We start from the raw sequence: 19,013 nt of genomic DNA on the forward strand, positions 1-19,013 counted from the left end.
TCTTGGAAACCTGATGAAGCCTCAACTGATCGCCGCCGCGGAACTCGACCGTCTCGAAACGTGGCAGAAGTACTCCAGCCACATGTGTGGCGGCTGCGTGTCCAGCTGCTGCACCTTGCCGGTCGAGGTGAAGATCAAGGACCTGATTCGGATCGGCATCGTCGATGAGTTCGAACGTGGCGACCCGCCGAAGAACATCGCCAAGCGGCTGCAGAAGGAAGGGATCGTCGAGCGCTTCAACTCAAAATCCGAGATCTTTACCCTGCAGCGCATGAGCAACAACGATTGCCTGTACCTGGATCGTAAGAGCCGTTTCTGCACTATTTATGACAAGCGCCCGGATACTTGCCGCAATCACCCCAAGATCGGGCCACGGCCGGGGTATTGCGCTTATAAGCCGAAGGAAGTGGTGCGCGAGACTAATTTGCGGACGCTCGATAAGTTTTAAGATTTTTATTGCCAGACAGGCCGCTATCGCAGGCAAGCCAGCTCCCACATTTTGAGCTGTGAACACATTCAAAGGTGGGAGCTGGCTTGCCTGCGAAAGGGCCTGCACAGCCACCGCACAAACCCCAGACAAACAAAAACGCCCCCGACCTTGCGGTCGGGGGCGTTTTTTTGCCAGCTAACTAAATGACTTAGTTACCGGACTTCTTCGCAGCGCGGGTACGCTCGCTTTCGCCCAGGATCTTCTTACGAAGACGGATGGACTTAGGAGTGACTTCACACAGTTCGTCTTCTTGTACGAATTCCAGAGCCTGCTCCAGCGTGAAGCGGATAGGCGGAACCAGAGCGATAGTTTCGTCTTTACCCGAAGCACGCATGTTGTCGAGCTTCTTGCCTTTGGTTGGGTTGACGCCCAGGTCGTTGTCGCGGCTGTTGATGCCGACGATTTGACCTTCGTACACGTCTTCACCGTGACCCAGGAACAGTTTGCCGCGAGCTTGCAGGGTTTCCAGCGAGTAAGTCAGAGCCTTACCGGTAGCCACCGAAACCAGCACGCCGTTCTGACGGCCGGACATGTCGCCGGACTTCATCACGTCGTAACGGTCGAAGATCGAGGTCAGGATGCCTGCACCGGAGGTCAGGGTCAGGAACTCGTTACGGAAACCGATCAAGCCACGAGCCGGGATGTTGTACTCAAGGCGCACACGGCCCTTGCCATCCGGAACCATGTTGGTCAGGTCGCCTTTACGGATACCGATCTGTTCCATGATCGAACCTTGCGATTCTTCTGGCAGGTCGATGGTCACGTTTTCGTACGGTTCGTGCTTCACGCCGTCAACCATACGGATGATCACTTCCGGACGACCAACACCCATTTCGAAGCCTTCGCGACGCATGGTTTCGATCAGTACCGAGAGGTGCAGCTCACCACGGCCGGAGACTTTGAACTTGTCAGCGGTGTCGCCTTCTTCAACGCGCAAGGCAACGTTGTAGAGCAGTTCTTTATCCAGACGCTCTTTGATGTTACGGCTGGTGACGAACTTGCCTTCACGGCCGCAGAACGGCGAGTCGTTAACCTGGAAGGTCATCGAAACGGTTGGTTCATCAACGGTCAGCGGCTTCATCGCTTCAACGTTCTGTGGGTCGCACAGGGTGTCGGAGATGAACAGCGACTCGAAGCCGCTGATGCAGACGATGTCGCCGGCAGCTGCTTCTTCAACGTCTACACGGTGCAGACCGTGGTGACCCATCAGCTTCAGGATACGGCCGTTACGGCGCTTGCCGTCGGCATCGATCGCCACAACCTGGGTGTTCGGCTTGACGCGACCACGAGCGATACGGCCAACGCCGATAATGCCCAGGAAGCTGTTGTAGTCCAGTGCGGAGATTTGCATCTGGAACGGACCATCGCGGTCGACTTTCGGCGCAGGTACGTTGTCGACGATCGACTGGTACAGCGGGGTCATGTCTTCAGCCATGTCGGTGTGGTCCAGACCGGCAATACCGTTCAGGGCCGAGGCGTAGACGACTTTGAAGTCCAGCTGTTCTTCGGTAGCACCCAGGTTGTCGAACAGGTCGAAGATCTGGTCCAGAACCCAGTCCGGACGTGCGCCTGGACGGTCAACCTTGTTGATAACCACGATTGGACGCAGGCCGGCTTCGAAAGCCTTCTTGGTCACGAAACGGGTTTGCGGCATAGGGCCGTCTTGAGCGTCAACCAGCAGCAGAACGGAGTCAACCATCGACATTACACGTTCAACTTCACCGCCGAAGTCGGCGTGGCCCGGGGTATCCACGATGTTGATGTGGTAGCCGTTCCAGTTGATGGCGGTGTTTTTCGCCAGAATGGTAATACCGCGCTCTTTCTCCTGGTCGTTGGAGTCCATCACGCGCTCGTCGTTGAGCTCGTTGCGCTCCAGGGTGCCGGATTGACGCAAGAGTTTGTCTACCAGGGTGGTCTTACCATGGTCAACGTGAGCAATGATGGCGATGTTACGTAGATTTTCGATCACTTGTGTATCTCGATCAGAGGATTCGGTGTGCTGACAGGTCGTGGCAGCGATTAACAGTAGAGTCAGGCCTTGCCGTTACAGCTTGACGGCAGAGTCGGGGGGCCGGTGACGCAGGCCACAGGCAAACAGCCCCGGGCTCTTAGCTCGGTCGATAAACGCGCACATTGGCATGCCCCTCACTGAGCAAATGGTGGGCATGCAGGCGACTCATCACGCCTTTGTCGCAATACAACAGGTACTGACGGCTGTCATCCAGTTCCTTGAAACGTGCGTTCAATGCATAGAACGGCAACGTTTGTACGTCGATGCCAGTGATGTCCAGCGGCTCATCTTCAGCGGCATCCGGGTGACGGATATCGATGACGATCTGGCCGGCCAGCGCTTCACTGACTTCTTCGATCTGCAAATCCTGGCCCAGTTCGTCGATCACGCGATCGATTGGCACCAGCTTGGCGTTCTCGAGCGCACGCTCCAGAATCGCCATGTCGAACTGTTGTTCTTCGTACTCCACGCGGTGACGCTTGGCGTGGGTCTTGGGGTTCACCGAAATGACCCCGCAGTATTCAGGCATGTGCTTGGCGAAGTCGGCGGTACCGATCTCGTTCGCCAGGTCGATGATGTCCTGTTTGTGGCTGGCGATCAGCGGGCGCAAGACCAGCTTCTCGGTCACACAGTCGATCAACGACAGGTTCGGCAACGTCTGGCTGGACACCTGGGAGATCGCCTCGCCGGTCACCAGTGCCTCGATCTGTAGCCGATCGGCAATCCGGGACGCAGCGCGCAACATCATACGCTTCAATACTACGCCCATATGACTGTTATCGACTTTGCCGAGAATTTCTCCCAGGACTTCCTCGAACGGCACGCTGACAAACAGCACGCGCTGGGAGCTGCCGTACTTCTTCCAGATATAGTGCGCGACTTCCATCACGCCCAATTCGTGTGCACGCCCGCCCAGGTTAAAGAAGCAGAAGTGGCTCATCAGCCCGCGGCGCATGATCTGGTAGGCCGCCACGGTAGAATCGAAACCGCCGGACATCAGTACCAGGGTCTGTTCCAGGGCGCCCAGCGGGTAGCCGCCGATGCTGTTGTGCTGGCTGTGGATCACAAACAACCGTTGGTCGCGAATTTCCATCCGCACTTCGATTTGCGGCTCTTTCAGGGAAATTCCGGCGGCGCCGCACTCACGACGCAGCTTGCTGCCGACGTATTTTTCGACGTCCATGGAGCTGAACGGGTGCTTGCCGGCACGCTTGCAGCGCACGGAAAAGATCTTGCCTTCGAGCTCAGTACCGAAGTGCTGTTTGCACTTCTCGGTGATGTCGTCGAAGTCCCCCAGCGGGTACTCGTCAACCTGCAGGAAATGCGCGATGCCCGGCATGCAGCTCAGGCGCTCGGTCATGTCCTTCAAGGCTTTGGCGTCGGTAATGCGGGTTTCCAGTTCGAGATTGTCCCACACGCCATTCACCACCACAGCCGGGTCCAGATCGCGGAGCACGGCACGGATGTTCTTGGCCAACTGACGGATGAAACGCATCCGTACCGGTCGGCTCTTGATGGTGATCTCGGGGAAGACTTTAACGATTAATTTCATGGAAACAGCGCGCACAGGGCCAGCCGAAAAAGGGGGGCGCGGATTATAGCGGAAATAGCTCAAGGTTTAACCAGTTAATATACAAACGGCTTTGAACGCACTAAAACGGGGCATTTGTGGTTTTTAGCGCTACATTGCGGTGCGCGATTTATGCCGTTTTAACGGATTGCACCTTTATAGGGGCCATTTTGAGGCAAAAAGGCCATGTTGGCGCACTGGCATGCAATTTGCTCCCTTGTGAGGCAGGTTGCCTTGGTCGAGTATTCGCGCCGGCATCACCCACATTCTAAGGGCTACTCCACTACCCAGCCCGAAGCCACCCGGAGGACACTATGTCGAAGTCGGTTCAACTCATCAAAGATCATGACGTCAAATGGATTGATCTGCGCTTCACGGACACCAAAGGCACTCAGCACCACGTGACCATGCCGGCTCGCGATGCGCTGGATGATGCTTTCTTCGAAGAAGGCAAAATGTTCGACGGCTCCTCCATCGCTGGCTGGAAAGGCATTGAAGCGTCCGACATGATCCTGATGCCGGACGACAGCACCGCCGTACTCGACCCGTTCACCGAAGACCCAACGCTGATCATCGTCTGCGACGTGATCGAGCCGTCGACCATGCAAGGCTACGACCGTGACCCACGTGCGATCGCCAAGCGTGCCGAGGAATACCTGAAGTCCACCGGTATCGGTGACACCGTATTCGTAGGCCCGGAGCCTGAGTTCTTCATCTTCGACCAAGTGAAGTTCAAGTCCGACATCTCCGGCTCGATGTTCAAAATCTATTCCGAACAAGGTTCGTGGATGTCCGACCAGGACATCGAAGGCGGCAACAAAGGCCACCGTCCAGGTATCAAAGGCGGCTACTTCCCGGTTCCACCATTCGACCACGACCACGAAATCCGTACCTCCATGTGCAACGCCATGGAAGAAATGGGCCTGGTTATCGAAGTTCACCACCACGAAGTGGCGACTGCCGGCCAGAACGAAATCGGCGTGAAGTTCAACACCCTGGTGGCCAAGGCTGACGAAGTTCAGACCCTGAAGTACTGCGTACACAACGTGGCTGATGCCTACGGTCGTACTGCTACCTTCATGCCTAAGCCGCTGTACGGCGATAACGGTTCGGGTATGCACGTTCACCTGTCCATCGCCAAAGATGGCAAGAACACCTTCGCAGGCGAAGGTTATGCCGGCCTGTCCGACACCGCCCTGTACTTCATCGGCGGCATCATCAAGCACGGTAAGGCCCTGAACGGCTTCACCAACCCGTCGACCAACTCCTACAAGCGTCTGGTCCCAGGTTTCGAAGCTCCAGTGATGCTGGCCTACTCGGCTCGCAACCGTTCCGCTTCGATCCGCATTCCTTACGTGTCCAGCCCTCGCGCTCGCCGTATCGAAGCTCGTTTCCCGGATCCGGCAGCCAACCCGTACCTGGCTTTCGCGGCCCTGGTAATGGCCGGCCTGGACGGTATCCAGAACAAGATCCACCCAGGCGACGCCGCCGACAAAAACTTGTACGACCTGCCGCCTGAAGAGGCCAAAGAGATCCCACAAGTGTGCGGCAGCCTGAAAGAAGCCCTGGAAGAGCTGGACAAGGGCCGTGCGTTCCTGACCAAAGGCGGCGTGTTCAGCGACGACTTTATCGATGCCTACATCGCCCTGAAAAGCGAAGAAGAAATCAAGGTCCGCACCTTCGTACACCCACTGGAATACGAGCTGTACTACAGCTGCTGATCCGGTAGCGCTGCTTGACGTAGCGTGATGAGAAAGACCTCCTTCGGGAGGTCTTTTTTTTGCCTCAGGATAGCGCAGAGTCAGCCATCTGCTGTATTGACTGACATACCGTCATCGCGGGCAAGCCCGCTCCCACAAGGAGATCACCGTTGAAACGTCGACTTGCGTTCGCCCTGTTGTTCGTCAGCGCCAGTTCATTCGCTGCGCCACCCACCCTCACCCCACTGCTCGACAGCATTGCCGAACGACTGGCGATCGCAGATCAGGTAGCCCTGAGCAAATGGGACAGCCACAAGCCCGTCGAAGATCGGGCACGGGAACAGGATGTGATTGCCAGCGTGGTGGCTCAGGCGCCGAGCTACACACTGGCACCGGCGGCAGCCGAGCAATTTTTCTCGGCACAGATCGAGGCCAATAAATTGGTGCAGTACGTCCACCTGTCTGACTGGCAGTTGCAAGGCAAGGCGCCCGATGACCCGCGCCCTGATTTGGTCGGGACCATTCGCCCGCAACTGGATCAGTTGCAAAAGCGCCTGCTGCAACAGCTCGCGGATTTCACCCCGGAACGCACCAACCCGCAGTGTCCGCAGTGGCTGGCGCAGGCTAATCACAAGCCCCAGGCAGACCCACTGCGCCAACTGGCAATGATCCGCGCCACCGCCGAACTGTGCATCTACAAGCACTAAAGCTGCGAACCCAATCAAAATGTGGGAGCTGGCTTGCCTGCGATGACGACGGCACATTCAAAACTGCTATCGCAGGCAAGCCAGCTCCCACATCGACCGCAACCATCCAAGTCATACGCCACTGCGACCTACTTCCTGAACAGACTTTGCAAAATCGCACTATATTGGTGCAATGCCTTGCACCCTTCCCACTAACCCAGCCCATTTTGGTTCGAAACTTCCCGCCAAAGCTGGCAGAGCGCCACAGTTTCGCACCTTAAACCCTTATTTCAGGGCTTTAACGCTTCTTTTCGGAGCCTTGGTTTGGTTTTTGCATTTTCCTTGTATCAGCGCGTGCCTCAAGCCTGCGCCTTGCTCCAAAAGAGGTCCTAATGACCATCAGCGACGCACTGCACCGTTTGCTACTCGACAACCTGACCACCGCGACCATCCTGCTCAATGACGAACTGCGCCTTGAGTACATGAACCCCGCGGCGGAGATGCTCCTGGCCATCAGCGGTCAGCGCAGCCATGGGCAATTCATCAGCGAACTGTTCACCGAGTCCGCCGAGGCCTTGAGTTCCTTGCGTCAGGCCGTAGAGCAGGCACACCCATTCACCAAGCGCGAAGCGATGCTCACGGCCCTCACCGGCCAGACCCTCACCGTCGACTACGCCGTGACCCCGATCCTGAGCCACGGTGCCACGCTGCTCTTGCTGGAAGTCCATCCCCGTGACCGCCTGCTGCGGATCACCAAGGAAGAGGCGCAACTGTCCAAGCAGGAAACCAGCAAGATGCTGGTGCGCGGCCTGGCCCATGAGATCAAGAACCCGCTGGGCGGGATTCGCGGCGCAGCGCAGTTGCTGGCACGTGAGCTGCCGGACGAAAACCTCAAGGATTACACCAACGTCATCATCGAAGAAGCCGACCGCCTGCGTAATCTGGTGGACCGCATGCTCGGTTCCAACAAGCTGCCGTCGCTGGCGATGACCAACGTCCATGAAGTGCTGGAACGCGTCTGTCATCTGGTTGAAGCCGAAAGCCAGGGCTGCATCACCCTGGTGCGTGACTACGACCCAAGCATTCCCGACGTATTGATCGACCGCGAACAGATGATTCAAGCGGTACTCAACATCGTGCGCAACGCCATGCAAGCCATCAGCAGCCAGAACGAGCTGCGCCTGGGCCGCATCAGCCTGCGCACCCGTGCCCTGCGCCAGTTCACCATTGGCCATGTGCGCCACCGGCTGGTGACCAAGGTCGAGATCATCGACAACGGCCCGGGCATTCCGGCCGAGCTGCAGGAAACCATCTTCTTCCCCATGGTCAGCGGCCGCCCGGACGGTACCGGGCTGGGCCTGGCCATTACCCAGAACATCATCAGCCAGCACCAGGGTCTGATCGAATGTGAAAGCCATCCTGGCCACACCACCTTCTCGATCTTTCTGCCACTGGAACAAGGAGCCCCATCGACATGAGCCGTAGTGAAACTGTGTGGATCGTCGATGACGACCGTTCTATCCGCTGGGTCCTGGAGAAAGCCTTGCAACAGGAAGGCATGACCACCCAGAGCTTCGACAGCGCCGACGGGGTGATGAGCCGCCTGGCCCGCCAGCAGCCCGACGTGATCATCTCCGATATCCGCATGCCCGGTGCCAGTGGCCTGGACTTGCTGGCGCGGATTCGCGAACAGCACCCGCGCCTGCCAGTGATCATCATGACTGCACACTCGGACCTGGACAGCGCTGTCGCGTCCTATCAGGGCGGGGCCTTTGAGTACTTGCCCAAGCCGTTCGATGTCGACGAGGCCGTGGCCCTGGTCAAGCGTGCCAACCAGCACGCCCAGGAACAACAAAACCAGGAGGTGGTGCCCGCCCTGACCCGAACCCCGGAAATCATCGGCGAAGCACCGGCAATGCAGGAAGTGTTTCGCGCCATCGGGCGCTTGAGCCACTCCAACATCACCGTGCTGATCAACGGCGAATCCGGTACGGGTAAAGAACTGGTGGCCCACGCCCTGCACCGCCACAGCCCACGGGCAGCCTCGCCGTTCATCGCCTTGAACATGGCCGCGATTCCAAAGGACTTGATGGAATCCGAGCTGTTCGGCCATGAAAAGGGCGCGTTCACCGGTGCGGCCAACCTGCGCCGTGGCCGTTTTGAACAGGCCGATGGCGGCACGCTGTTTCTCGACGAAATCGGCGATATGCCGGCAGATACCCAGACGCGCCTGCTGCGGGTATTGGCCGACGGCGAGTTCTACCGGGTCGGTGGGCATACGCCGGTCAAGGTTGACGTGCGGATCATCGCCGCCACCCACCAAAACCTGGAAACCCTGGTGCATGCCGGGAAATTCCGTGAAGACTTGTTCCACCGCCTGAATGTGATCCGCATCCACATCCCCCGGATGTCGGACCGCCGCGAAGATATCCCGACCCTGGCTCGCCACTTCCTCAGCCGTGCGGCTCAGGAGCTGGCCGTCGAGCCCAAGCTGCTGAAAAGCGAAACCGAGGAATACCTCAAGAACCTGCCATGGCCAGGCAACGTGCGCCAACTGGAAAACACCTGCCGCTGGATCACGGTGATGGCGTCCGGGCGCGAGGTGCATATCAGCGACCTGCCGCCGGAATTGCTGAGCCTGCCGCAGGATTCGGCCCCGGTGACCAACTGGGAACAGGCGCTGCGCCAGTGGGCTGATCAGGCGCTGGCCCGTGGCCAATCGAACCTTTTGGACAGTGCCGTGCCGGCCTTCGAGCGGATCATGATCGAAACCGCCCTCAAACACACCGCCGGTCGCCGCCGCGATGCCGCCGTACTGCTGGGCTGGGGCCGCAACACCTTGACCCGCAAGATCAAGGAGCTGGGGATGAAGGTTGATGGTGGCGATGATGACGAGAGCGATGAGGGCTGATCGCAGCCCTCCACTCCACTGAAGATCCAAACTGTGGGAGCGGGCTTGCCCGCGATAGCAATGTGTCAGTCACCGTATCTATGGGCTGATACACCGCCATCGCTGGCAAGCCAGCTCCCACATTTGTTTTGTGCATTTCCAAAGATCGTGCACCGCTTCAATGCACCAGGATCCAGCACCGCGCATAAATCCTCGGCTTGAATGGCGTTCAACTTTACAAAACCACAGCCAAAGACAATGCAAAAGCCCCGTAATCCGGGGCTTTGTGCTTTCTTCAGGTTTTTTTAGGCACAACGTCACAACTCTGGCACGCCACCTGCAATACCCCTATCACTACCCAGTTTCGGGGACCTTGGTACAGGCAGGCCGAGAATCCCCTCTTTACACCCGGGGCGCTTGATGCGAATCGCGTCGTGCCCCACACCGTTTTGGGAGCCCTGGTACAGGCAGGCCGGGAACTCCCTCTTTTATTGCTCCCGGAGATGGACCTCCAACCGCCAGCGACCATCGACCTTCTCTCCCGCCCACGTCCCGCGCAACGGCCTGGCCGCCACCAGGTTCAACAGCAAGCCACCATCGGTCTTGCGCAACCGCCAGTTCACATCCTTATTGTTGACCTTCAACTGCCCGCCTTGAGCCTTGCCAAGGGCGTCGAACAACAACGCCACAGTGCCGTCGATATGCTCGCCGTGCAGCTTGGGCTCACTGTTGAACCACACCACTACACCGTCGGCCATCGGCTCGACCTGCTGCAGCTCAATCGGATCAGGGGTGGTCAGCCGACCGATCATCAAGCCCACCATCAAGCCGACAATCGCCAGCGAGCCTAAAACCCTTGGCAATAGCTTCGGCCTGGGGTCTTCTTCAGGGGTAGAATGCAGCGCATCTTTGCCTTCGGAGCCGTGCATGTTTCACGTCATCCTTTTTCAACCAGAAATACCGCCGAATACCGGCAACGTTATCAGGCTCTGTGCCAACAGTGGCTGCCACCTGCATTTGATCGAGCCGCTGGGTTTCGACATGGACGACAAGCGCCTTCGCCGCGCCGGGCTGGACTACCACGAGTACGCCACCTTGCAACGCCATGCCGACCTCGCCAGTTGCCTGGAAAGCCTGAACCACCCACGGCTGTTCGCCTTCACCACCAAAGGCTCGCGACCGTTTCATGATGCCAGCTTTGCCGAGGGCGACGCCTTCCTGTTCGGCCCGGAAAGCCGTGGCCTACCGGCAGACGTCCTCGACGCACTGCCCGACGGCCATCGCCTGCGCCTGCCCATGCGCGAGGGCTGCCGCAGCCTGAACCTGTCCAACACCGTGGCGGTTGCGGTCTACGAAGGCTGGCGGCAACTCGGTTTCAAGTAACGCACATAACAAATGTGGGAGCGGGCTTGTGTGGGAGCTGGCTTGCCTGCGATAGCATCACTGCGGTGTGACTGACACACCGAGGTGTTTGCATCCAGGCAAGCCAGCTCCCACACGAACCGGCTCCCACATGTGGACTTGCGTCGGGCTCGAAATTACTGAACCGTCGGTGCGCCTTCCTGTTGCATGCGCTGCAGCTCTTGAGCGTACAGGGCATCGAAGTTCACCGGTGCCAGCATCAGCGCAGGGAACGAGCCGCGGGTGACCAGGCTGTCCAGGGTCTCACGGGCATACGGGAACAGGATGTTCGGGCAGAACGCGCCCAGGGTGTGGCTCATGGACGCTTCGTCCAGACCCTGGATCAGGAAGATACCGGCCTGTTGCACTTCAGCAATGAAGGCCACTTCTTCGCCATTCTTGACGGTTACCGACAGGGTCAGCACCACTTCATGGAAGTCACCTTCCAGGGCCTTTTGGCGGGTGTTCAGGTCCAGAGCAACGCTTGGGCTCCACTCCTGACGGAAGATCGCCGGGCTTTTTGGCGCTTCGAACGACAAGTCGCGCACGTAAATACGCTGCAGGGAAAATTGTGGGCCTTGAGCCTCTTCTGCTGCCGTTTCGGTGTTCTGTTGGTCAGTCATCTCAGATCCTTCTTGATCTTGGGGTCTTTTAGGGTTTAGGAATCAGACGTGAAGCAGCGTGTCCAATTTACCGGCACGCTCCAGGGCAAACAGGTCATCGCATCCACCGACATGCTTGTCGCCGATCCAGATCTGCGGCACGGACGTGCGTCCCGCCTTCTGGGCCATTTCGGCGCGCACCTGGGGTTTGCCATCGACTTTGATTTCTTCGAAGGCAACGCCCTTTTTCTCAAGCAAGGCCTTGGCCCGCATGCAGTAAGGGCACCAATCGCTGGAATAAACGACAACCTGGCTCATATCACTTCACCAACGGCAGGTTATCAGCGCGCCAGCTGGAGATACCGCCGGACAGCTTGGCGGCGGTGAAACCGGTTTTCAGCATCTCGCGGGCGTGAGTGCCGGAGTGCTGGCCCTGGGCGTCCACCAGGATGATGGTCTTGGCCTTGTGCTTTTCCAGCTCGGCCAGGCGCGAAATCAGTTTGTCCTGAGGAATGTTCAGGGCACCGACAATGTGACCAGCGGCAAAATCCTTGGCAGGACGGATGTCGACAACGACGGCCTCATCCTTGTTGACCAGTGCGGTCAGCTCAGCCGTGCTGAGGCTGCGGCCACCGCGGCTCATTTCGTGAGCGATCAGCAGAGCCAGCAGTACGACGAACGCACCGGCGAGCAAATAGTGGGTTGTGGCGAATGCAATCAGATGATCAACCATCAAGGAGGTTCCAGGGCGTTAAAATGGCGGTAAGTATACACAGCCGCCATGGTCGGCCAACCCCCGTAAAGCGGTGACGTCACCGGAACTTCGCTTTAAACTGCCACTCCCTTTTCAATCCCCTTCATTAATTACCGCCGCGAGAGGATCTATGACTACCACGCCTAAACCTTTGGTCCTGATAATTCTCGATGGCTTCGGACACAGTGAAAGCCACCACGACAACGCCGTGTACTCGGCCAACAAGCCTGTGCTGGACCGCCTGACCGCGACCGTACCCAACGGCCTGATCTCAGGTTCCGGCATGGACGTGGGCCTGCCGGACGGCCAGATGGGCAACTCGGAAGTCGGCCATATGAATCTGGGCGCCGGACGAGTGGTCTATCAGGACTTCACCCGAGTGACCAAATCCATCCGCGACGGTGAGTTTTTCGAGAACCCGACCCTCTGCGCGGCGGTAGATAAAGCCGTCGCCGCCGGCAAGGCCGTGCACTTCATGGGCCTGCTGTCGGACGGTGGCGTGCATAGCCACCAGGATCACCTGGTCGCCATGGCCGAACTGGCCTACAAGCGCGGTGCCGAAAAGATCTACCTGCACGCCTTCCTCGACGGCCGCGACACCCCGCCGAAAAGCGCGCAATCGTCCATCGAATTGCTGGATGCCACCTTCGCCGCCTTGGGCAAAGGCCGCATCGCCAGCCTGGTGGGTCGCTACTTCGCAATGGACCGTGACAACCGCTGGGACCGCGTGTCCCAGGCCTACAACCTGATCGTCGACGGCAACGCCGAGTTCAACGCCGCCACCGCCCAGGAAGGCCTCGAAGCCGCGTACGCCCGTGGCGAGAGCGATGAATTCGTCAAGGCCACCACCCTCGGCGAGCCGGTCAAGGTTGAAGACGGCGACGCCGTGGTGTTCATGAACTTCCGTGCCGACCGTGCCCGCGAGCTGAGCCATGTGTTTGTCGATGCTGGCTTCAAGGACTTCGAGCGCGCCCGCCAGCCGAAAGTCGAATTTGTGATGCTCACCCAATACGCCGCCAACATCCCGGCCCCGTCGGCCTTTGCCCCGGGCAGCCTGGAAAACGTGCTGGGTGATTACCTGGCGAAAAACGGCAAGACCCAACTGCGCATTGCCGAAACCGAGAAGTACGCCCACGTGACCTTCTTCTTCTCCGGCGGTCGTGAAGAACCGTTCCCGGGCGAAGAACGCATCCTGATTCCGTCGCCAAAAGTCGCCACCTACGACCTGCAGCCGGAAATGAGTGCCCCGGAAGTCACCGACAAGATCGTCGATGCGATTGAACACCAGCGTTATGACGTGATTGTCGTCAACTACGCCAACGGTGACATGGTCGGCCACAGCGGCAACCTGGAAGCGGCGGTCAAAGCCGTGGAATGCCTGGACCTGTGCGTCGGCCGCATCGTCGACGCCCTGGAAAAAGTCGGTGGCGAAGCACTGATCACCGCCGACCACGGCAACTGCGAGCAGATGTCCGACGAATCCACCGGCCAAGCCCACACCGCCCACACCACCGAGCCAGTACCGTTCATCTATGTCGGCAAGCGCGACCTGAAAGTGCGTCAAGGTGGCGTACTGGCAGACGTGGCGCCGACCATGCTGAAACTGATGGGGCTGGAAAAGCCGAAAGAGATGACGGGCACTTCGATCCTGGTCTAAAGCAAGCCCGCGAACTCCCCTGTAGCCGCTGTCGAGGTACGAGGCTGCGGCTACAGGTAAGCCCGCTCCCACATTGGTTTGTGGCAATTTAGGGGATGTCTTTTAGCCATCCCACCACCACTCGGCACCTAACTTGCCTGCCAGCCCGAATTGGGCGTTTTTTTTGCAGCGTGGGCCGGGCATACTAGACCGTCCCTTTCCCTGGTGTCGCCCGCCTCTATGCTTCGCGCCTTGATTACCCTCGCTCTTGTCTGCCTGCTCCAACCGGCTTTTGCCGATGAGCGCGCACAAACCCAACAACAGTTGGACGCTACGCGTCAGGACATTACCGAGCTGAAGAAACTGCTCGGCAAGCTCCAGGAAGAGAAATCCGGAGTGCAGAAAGACCTGCGCGGCACGGAAACCGAGATAGGCAAGCTGGAGAAGCAGGTCCAGGAGCTACAAAAAGAACTAAAGAAGAGCGAGTCGGAACTGGAGCGACTCGACGGTGAGAAAAAAAAACTCCAGAGCGCACGGGTTGAACAGCAACGCCTGATCGCGATCCAGGCCCGCGCCGCCTACCAGAACGGCCGCCAGGAATACCTCAAGCTGTTGCTCAACCAGCAGAACCCGGAAAAATTCGCCCGCACCCTCACGTATTACGACTACCTGAGCAAGGCCCGCCTGGAGCAGTTGAAAAGCTTCAACGAGACTTTGCGCCAGTTGGCCAATGTCGAACAGGAAATTGCCGACCAGCAATCGCAGCTGCTGGACCAGAAAAGCAGCCTCGACGCCCAGCGCAATGAGCTGGACAAGGTCCGCAAGGAGCGCCAACAAGCGCTGGCCAAGCTCAACAACGACGTGAAAGCCCGTGACGCCAAGCTCCAGGCCCGTCAGCAAGACCAGGCCGACCTGGCCAAGGTTCTGAAAACCATCGAAGAAACCCTCGCCCGCCAGGCCCGCGAAGCCGAGCAAGCGCGACAAAAAGCGCTGCTCGCCCAGCAGGAAGCGGAAAAAAAGCGCCAGCGTGAAGCTGAAGCCGTCGCCACCGACGCCCCACGCAAACCTGTGCATGCGGCTCCAGGCCCGTTGGTTTCCAGTGCTGGCGTGTCCTACGGCGGGCCATTTGCGTCATCCCGGGGCAAACTTCCATGGCCCGTTGATGGTCGATTGCTTGCGCGCTTTGGTGAAACCCGTGGCGACGACACCCGTACCAAGTGGGATGGCGTGATGATCAGCGCCGCCGCCGGCAGCCAGGTGCATGCCGTTCACGGTGGTCGCGTGGTGTTTGCCGATTGGTTGCGTGGCGCCGGTTTGCTGGTGATTCTTGACCACGGTAATGGCTATTTGAGCCTTTACGGCCACAATCAGACTTTGCTCAAAGCGGCAGGTGATGTTGTAAAAGCCGGTGAATCCATCTCCACTGTTGGTAGCAGTGGTGGCCAGGACACCCCGGCGCTGTACTTCGCTATTCGTCAGCAGGGCCGCCCGAGCGACCCGGCACAATGGTGTCGCACCCAAGGATAAGGGTCGTACCTAAATTAGGAGTTCGTTCGACATGCTGCATTTGTCCCGCCTCACTTCGCTGGCCCTGACGATCGCCCTGGTGATCGGCGCGCCTTTGGCATTCGCCGACCAGACCGCTCAGTCAGCCGTTGCAGCGACCACCAAGGCGCCGCTACCCCTGGACGAGTTGCGCACCTTTGCCGAGGTCATGGACCGGATCAAGGCAGCCTATGTCGAACCCGTGGACGACAAGACCCTGCTGGAAAATGCCATCAAGGGCATGCTCAGCAACCTCGACCCGCACTCCGCCTACCTGGGCCCGGAAGACTTTGCCGAACTGCAGGAAAGCACCAGCGGTGAATTCGGTGGCCTGGGGATTGAAGTAGGCTCCGAAGACGGCATGATCAAAGTGGTCTCGCCGATCGACGATACGCCAGCCTCCAAGGCCGGAATCCAGGCCGGCGACCTGATCGTCAAGATCAACGGCCAGCCGACCCGCGGCCAGACCATGACCGAAGCCGTGGACAAGATGCGCGGCAAGATCGGCCAGAAAATCACCCTGACCCTGGTACGCGACGGCGGAGCGCCGTTTGACGTGACCCTGGCGCGGGCGACCATCACGGTCAAGAGCGTGAAGAGCCAGTTGCTGGAATCGGGTTACGGCTACATCCGTATCACCCAGTTCCAGGTCAAGACCGGCGACGAAGTGGCCAAGGCCCTGGCCAAACTGCGCAAGGACAATGGCAAGAAGCTCAGCGGTATCGTCCTCGACCTGCGCAATAACCCAGGCGGCGTATTGCAGGCGGCGGTGGAAGTGGTCGACCACTTCATCACCAAAGGCCTGATCGTCTACACCAAGGGCCGTATCGCCAACTCCGAGTTACGCTTCTCGGCCACCGGCAACGACCTCAGCGAAGGCGTGCCAATGGTTGTGCTGATCAACGGCGGCAGTGCCTCGGCATCGGAAATCGTCGCCGGCGCACTGCAGGATCAGAAGCGCGGTGTGCTGATGGGCACCACCAGCTTCGGCAAAGGCTCGGTGCAAACCGTGCTGCCGCTGAACAACGAGCGGGCACTGAAGATCACCACGGCGCTGTACTACACGCCAAATGGTCGCTCGATCCAGGCCCAGGGCATTATCCCGGACATCGAAGTGCGCAAGGCCAAGATCACCAACGAGCAGGACAGCGAATACTTCAAGGAAGCCGACCTGCAAGGTCACTTGGGTAATGGCAACGGCGGCGCCGACAAGCCTACCGGCAGCAGCCCGAAAGCCAAGGCGATGCCTCAGGACGACGATTACCAGTTGGCCCAGGCGCTGAGCCTGCTCAAGGGCTTGAGCATTACGCGCAGCCGTTGATATGCGTTGTGGACTGATCATCACGTTGTTGTGCTGTCTGGCGGGAGTTGCCCAAGGCGCTCCTGCCAGCGTCGATCCCGCACCCCGCAAAGCCTACCTGACCCTGATCATCGACGACCTCGGCCAGAACCTGCCCCGGGATCGTCGCGTGTTGGCCTTGCCCGGCCCGGTCACTACGGCAATCATGCCCGACACGCCCCACGCCGCCGAGTTTGCCCGCGAGGCGCATCGCGCCGGCAAGATCGTCATCCTGCACATGCCCATGGACCCGGCCACCGGCCCGTTCGCCTGGCACCCCGACCTGTCCATCGAAGAGCTCGGCAAACGCCTGGACGCCGCGTTCAAGGCCGTGCCGTACACCGCCGGTATCAACAACCACATGGGCAGCCGCATGACTGCGCAGCCTGAGGCCATGGCCTGGCTGATGGGTGAGCTGCAACGCCGGCACAAGTTCTTCGTCGACAGCCGTACCAGCGCCAAGACCGTGGCCGCCGCCGAGGCGCAGAAGATCGGCCTGGCCAGCGTTTCGCGGGATGTATTTCTCGATGACGAACGCACCGAAGCGGCGATTACCACGCAACTGCAAACCGCCATCAAGCTGGCCCACAAACAGGGCTCGGCGGTGATGATCGGTCATCCTTATCCGCAGACCCTGGCAGTATTGGAGCGCGAACTACCCAAGCTCAAGGCCCAGGGCATCGAGTGGATTGATATCAAGCTGATGATCAGCGTGCGCAGCAATCAGGCCATGGCCGGGCACGGGAAGAATGGGATTTACCGCTGAAGGCTTGAACGCCACAAGGTGACCGAGTTTATAGATACCGCCCCATGATCTCGTCCACCACACCGTCCTTGCGTAGCTGATCAAGCGCGGCCTGCAACTTGGCCACCACGTCGTCCGGCACCTCCTTGTTCAGCGCCAGATACAGCTCGGCGCTATTGAAGCGCAGCACAGTCTTGAGCCCCGTCACGCCGACCTGCCGCGCCAGGTAGCGCCCGGCGGGGTCACCGGTGGCCCACAGGTCGATCTGCCCATCCAGTAGCTTTTGCGCGTTGTCCTGATCGCGCAATACCACCACCGGATTGAGGCCCTGCTTCTCCAGGGTCTGAGCAATGGCATCGCCCTTGTAGGCACCGATCTTGTAGCGCCGCGCCTGCTCAAGGTCTGCCAACTCAATCTTGCTGTCAGACTTGGCCAACAGCACCCAATCATCCGGACCGATAGGCCCCACCCACTTGAACAGCGCTTCACGATCAGGCAGGCGGGCCATCACAAACACACCGTAGCCAGGCTTTTCCAGGGCGAGTTTGTAGATTCGCTCCCAGGGGAAACGCAGGGTGAGGTTGTAGGAAATGCCGGCACGCTTGAAGGTTTCGCGGACGATGTCCACGGCAATGCCTTCGATGTTCTCGTCCTTGGCGAAGTTCTTGCCGTTTTTCGCCATGTTGTAGGGCGGAAAGTTTTCCGTCAGCAACACCAGCGAGGTGTCAGTCGGGTCGGCCGCATCGGCCGCACTCACCAACAGGATGGAAGAACTGGCGAGGGCGAGAAGCAGATCTTTGAACATGAAAGGTTACCGAAATCCATGGCAGGCCCAAGAGTGCCGCGAGCCTGCCATGGTGTCCAGTGACGTTTAGCGTACGACAATTCCGCGCGCAGCCATGTAGGCCTTGGCCTCGGGAACGGTGTATTCGCCGAAGTGGAAAATGCTCGCCGCCAGTACCGCGCTGGCATGACCTTCGATCACGCCATCGGCCAGATGCTGCAGGTTGCCGACACCGCCGGAAGCGATCACCGGGATGCCCAGGGCATCGCTGATCGCCCGAGTCACGCCCAGGTCGAAGCCGTTTTTCATGCCGTCCTGGTCCATGCTGGTCAGCAGAATTTCACCGGCACCCAAGCCTTCCATCTTCATCGCCCACTCCACCGCATCCAGCCCGGTAGGTTTGCGCCCGCCGTGGGTGAAGATCTCCCAGCGCGGGGTTTCGCCCGGACCGGAGACTTTCTTGGCATCGATGGCGACGACGATGCACTGCGAGCCGAAGTGCTGCGCGGCTTCGCCGACAAACTCCGGGTTGAACACGGCGGCGGTGTTGATCGAGACCTTGTCCGCACCCGCGTTAAGCAGGTTGCGAATGTCTTGCACGGTACGCACGCCACCGCCCACGGTCAGCGGGATAAATACCTGGCTGGCCATGCGCTCAACGGTATGCAACGTGGTGTCGCGGCCATCGACGCTGGCGGTGATGTCGAGAAAGGTAATCTCGTCAGCACCTTGTTCATCGTAGCGACGGGCGATTTCCACCGGGTCGCCGGCGTCACGGATGTTCTCGAACTTGACGCCCTTGACCACTCGACCGTTGTCGACGTCCAGGCAAGGGATGATGCGTTTGGCCAGCGCCATGG

General features: G+C 59.3%; 18 protein-coding genes. 10 read left to right on the forward strand and 8 right to left on the reverse strand.

Annotated elements, in window-relative coordinates:
* Positions 1-13: 13 nt before the first annotated feature.
* On the forward strand, positions 14-448 hold the full coding sequence (locus tag GNF76_RS09655) for a YkgJ family cysteine cluster protein (protein WP_155582940.1): 435 nt from the start codon (positions 14-16) through the stop codon (positions 446-448).
* 190 nt (positions 449-638) lie between these two features.
* Here the strand turns inward: GNF76_RS09655 and typA are convergent, their stop codons facing one another.
* Together typA and thiI are read right to left on the reverse strand one after the other, a co-directional pair.
* Positions 639-2,459, reverse strand: a complete 1,821-nt coding sequence (typA, locus tag GNF76_RS09660) for a translational GTPase TypA (protein ID WP_178123254.1) — start codon at positions 2,457-2,459, stop codon at positions 639-641.
* Positions 2,460-2,598: 139 nt separating this feature from the next.
* On the reverse strand, positions 2,599-4,053 hold the full coding sequence (gene thiI, locus GNF76_RS09665; protein ID WP_155582942.1) for a tRNA uracil 4-sulfurtransferase ThiI: 1,455 nt from the start codon (positions 4,051-4,053) through the stop codon (positions 2,599-2,601).
* 332 nt (positions 4,054-4,385) lie between these two features.
* On the opposite strand from thiI, the gene glnA reads away from it, so the two are divergent.
* The 4 genes from glnA to ntrC all read left to right on the forward strand — a co-directional run bounded on the left by glnA (position 4,386) and on the right by ntrC (position 9,368).
* Positions 4,386-5,792, forward strand: a complete 1,407-nt coding sequence (glnA, locus tag GNF76_RS09670; protein ID WP_155582943.1) for a glutamate--ammonia ligase — start codon at positions 4,386-4,388, stop codon at positions 5,790-5,792.
* A 149-nt stretch (positions 5,793-5,941) separates the two neighbouring features.
* Positions 5,942-6,478 carry a chorismate mutase gene (locus GNF76_RS09675; RefSeq protein WP_155582944.1) on the forward strand — a complete coding sequence of 179 codons (537 nt, stop codon included), beginning with the start codon at positions 5,942-5,944 and terminating at the stop codon, positions 6,476-6,478.
* A 371-nt stretch (positions 6,479-6,849) separates the two neighbouring features.
* Positions 6,850-7,935 (forward strand): nitrogen regulation protein NR(II), encoded by a 1,086-nt coding sequence (glnL, locus tag GNF76_RS09680; protein ID WP_155582945.1) that lies wholly within the window; start codon positions 6,850-6,852, stop codon positions 7,933-7,935.
* Entirely contained in the window at positions 7,932-9,368 is a 1,437-nt protein-coding gene (gene ntrC, locus GNF76_RS09685) for a nitrogen regulation protein NR(I) (RefSeq protein ID WP_155582946.1), read from the forward strand. Before glnL ends, ntrC begins: the two co-directional genes overlap by 4 nt.
* Before the next feature lie 467 nt (positions 9,369-9,835).
* On the opposite strand, the gene GNF76_RS09690 is transcribed toward ntrC, so the two are convergent.
* Positions 9,836-10,276, reverse strand: coding sequence for a hypothetical protein (locus tag GNF76_RS09690; RefSeq protein ID WP_155582947.1), 441 nt, complete (start codon positions 10,274-10,276; stop codon positions 9,836-9,838).
* On the opposite strand from GNF76_RS09690, the gene GNF76_RS09695 reads away from it, so the two are divergent.
* Entirely contained in the window at positions 10,275-10,730 is a 456-nt protein-coding gene (locus tag GNF76_RS09695) for a tRNA (cytidine(34)-2'-O)-methyltransferase (protein ID WP_003218007.1), read from the forward strand. The genes GNF76_RS09690 and GNF76_RS09695 overlap by 2 nt on opposite strands.
* 155 nt (positions 10,731-10,885) lie before the next feature.
* Here GNF76_RS09695 and secB read toward each other — a convergent pair whose 3' ends face one another.
* From secB to GNF76_RS09710, 3 genes are read right to left on the reverse strand one after another with little or no spacing between them, the layout of a single operon-like run.
* The gene (secB, locus tag GNF76_RS09700; RefSeq protein WP_155582948.1) at positions 10,886-11,371 is read right to left on the reverse strand and encodes a protein-export chaperone SecB; all 486 of its coding nucleotides are present in this window, start codon (positions 11,369-11,371) and stop codon (positions 10,886-10,888) included.
* 42 nt (positions 11,372-11,413) lie between these two features.
* Entirely contained in the window at positions 11,414-11,668 is a 255-nt protein-coding gene (gene grxC / locus GNF76_RS09705) for a glutaredoxin 3 (protein ID WP_155582949.1), read from the reverse strand.
* A 1-nt stretch (position 11,669) separates the two neighbouring features.
* On the reverse strand, positions 11,670-12,083 hold the full coding sequence (locus tag GNF76_RS09710) for a rhodanese-like domain-containing protein (RefSeq protein WP_155582950.1): 414 nt from the start codon (positions 12,081-12,083) through the stop codon (positions 11,670-11,672).
* 151 nt (positions 12,084-12,234) lie between these two features.
* On the opposite strand from GNF76_RS09710, the gene gpmI reads away from it, so the two are divergent.
* From gpmI to GNF76_RS09730, 4 genes are all read left to right on the forward strand, one after another.
* Positions 12,235-13,761, forward strand: coding sequence for a 2,3-bisphosphoglycerate-independent phosphoglycerate mutase (gene gpmI / locus GNF76_RS09715; protein ID WP_155582951.1), 1,527 nt, complete (start codon positions 12,235-12,237; stop codon positions 13,759-13,761).
* 219 nt (positions 13,762-13,980) lie between these two features.
* Positions 13,981-15,267 (forward strand): murein hydrolase activator EnvC family protein, encoded by a 1,287-nt coding sequence (locus GNF76_RS09720; protein WP_155582952.1) that lies wholly within the window; start codon positions 13,981-13,983, stop codon positions 15,265-15,267.
* Positions 15,268-15,298: 31 nt separating this feature from the next.
* On the forward strand, positions 15,299-16,606 hold the full coding sequence (locus GNF76_RS09725) for a S41 family peptidase (protein ID WP_155582953.1): 1,308 nt from the start codon (positions 15,299-15,301) through the stop codon (positions 16,604-16,606).
* Between the two features lies 1 nt (position 16,607).
* Positions 16,608-17,390, forward strand: coding sequence for a divergent polysaccharide deacetylase family protein (locus GNF76_RS09730; protein ID WP_155582954.1), 783 nt, complete (start codon positions 16,608-16,610; stop codon positions 17,388-17,390).
* 28 nt (positions 17,391-17,418) lie between these two features.
* Here GNF76_RS09730 and GNF76_RS09735 read toward each other — a convergent pair whose 3' ends face one another.
* Together GNF76_RS09735 and hisF are read right to left on the reverse strand one after the other, a co-directional pair.
* Positions 17,419-18,174 carry a substrate-binding periplasmic protein gene (locus tag GNF76_RS09735; RefSeq protein ID WP_155582955.1) on the reverse strand — a complete coding sequence of 252 codons (756 nt, stop codon included), beginning with the start codon at positions 18,172-18,174 and terminating at the stop codon, positions 17,419-17,421.
* 66 nt (positions 18,175-18,240) lie between these two features.
* Positions 18,241-19,011: an imidazole glycerol phosphate synthase subunit HisF gene (hisF, locus tag GNF76_RS09740; RefSeq protein ID WP_003171107.1), complete on the reverse strand. Its 771-nt coding sequence runs from the start codon at positions 19,009-19,011 to the stop codon at positions 18,241-18,243.
* Positions 19,012-19,013: the final 2 nt, after the last annotated feature.

The organism is Pseudomonas spelaei, from assembly GCF_009724245.1.
Taxonomy (GTDB): domain Bacteria; phylum Pseudomonadota; class Gammaproteobacteria; order Pseudomonadales; family Pseudomonadaceae; genus Aquipseudomonas; species Aquipseudomonas spelaei.

Coding starts and splice junctions, on each gene's coding strand:
- gpmI (WP_155582951.1), top strand. CDS start 12,235: ATGACTACCACGCCTAAACCTTTGGTCCTGATAATTCTCGATGGCTTC.
- secB (WP_155582948.1), bottom strand. CDS start 11,371: ATGACTGACCAACAGAACACCGAAACGGCAGCAGAAGAGGCTCAAGGC.
- grxC (WP_155582949.1), bottom strand. CDS start 11,668: ATGAGCCAGGTTGTCGTTTATTCCAGCGATTGGTGCCCTTACTGCATG.
- GNF76_RS09720 (WP_155582952.1), top strand. CDS start 13,981: ATGCTTCGCGCCTTGATTACCCTCGCTCTTGTCTGCCTGCTCCAACCG.
- glnL (WP_155582945.1), top strand. CDS start 6,850: ATGACCATCAGCGACGCACTGCACCGTTTGCTACTCGACAACCTGACC.
- GNF76_RS09725 (WP_155582953.1), top strand. CDS start 15,299: ATGCTGCATTTGTCCCGCCTCACTTCGCTGGCCCTGACGATCGCCCTG.
- GNF76_RS09655 (WP_155582940.1), top strand. CDS start 14: ATGAAGCCTCAACTGATCGCCGCCGCGGAACTCGACCGTCTCGAAACG.
- GNF76_RS09730 (WP_155582954.1), top strand. CDS start 16,608: ATGCGTTGTGGACTGATCATCACGTTGTTGTGCTGTCTGGCGGGAGTT.
- hisF (WP_003171107.1), bottom strand. CDS start 19,011: ATGGCGCTGGCCAAACGCATCATCCCTTGCCTGGACGTCGACAACGGT.
- GNF76_RS09695 (WP_003218007.1), top strand. CDS start 10,275: ATGTTTCACGTCATCCTTTTTCAACCAGAAATACCGCCGAATACCGGC.
- thiI (WP_155582942.1), bottom strand. CDS start 4,053: ATGAAATTAATCGTTAAAGTCTTCCCCGAGATCACCATCAAGAGCCGA.
- glnA (WP_155582943.1), top strand. CDS start 4,386: ATGTCGAAGTCGGTTCAACTCATCAAAGATCATGACGTCAAATGGATT.
- ntrC (WP_155582946.1), top strand. CDS start 7,932: ATGAGCCGTAGTGAAACTGTGTGGATCGTCGATGACGACCGTTCTATC.
- GNF76_RS09735 (WP_155582955.1), bottom strand. CDS start 18,174: ATGTTCAAAGATCTGCTTCTCGCCCTCGCCAGTTCTTCCATCCTGTTG.
- GNF76_RS09710 (WP_155582950.1), bottom strand. CDS start 12,083: ATGGTTGATCATCTGATTGCATTCGCCACAACCCACTATTTGCTCGCC.
- GNF76_RS09690 (WP_155582947.1), bottom strand. CDS start 10,276: ATGCACGGCTCCGAAGGCAAAGATGCGCTGCATTCTACCCCTGAAGAA.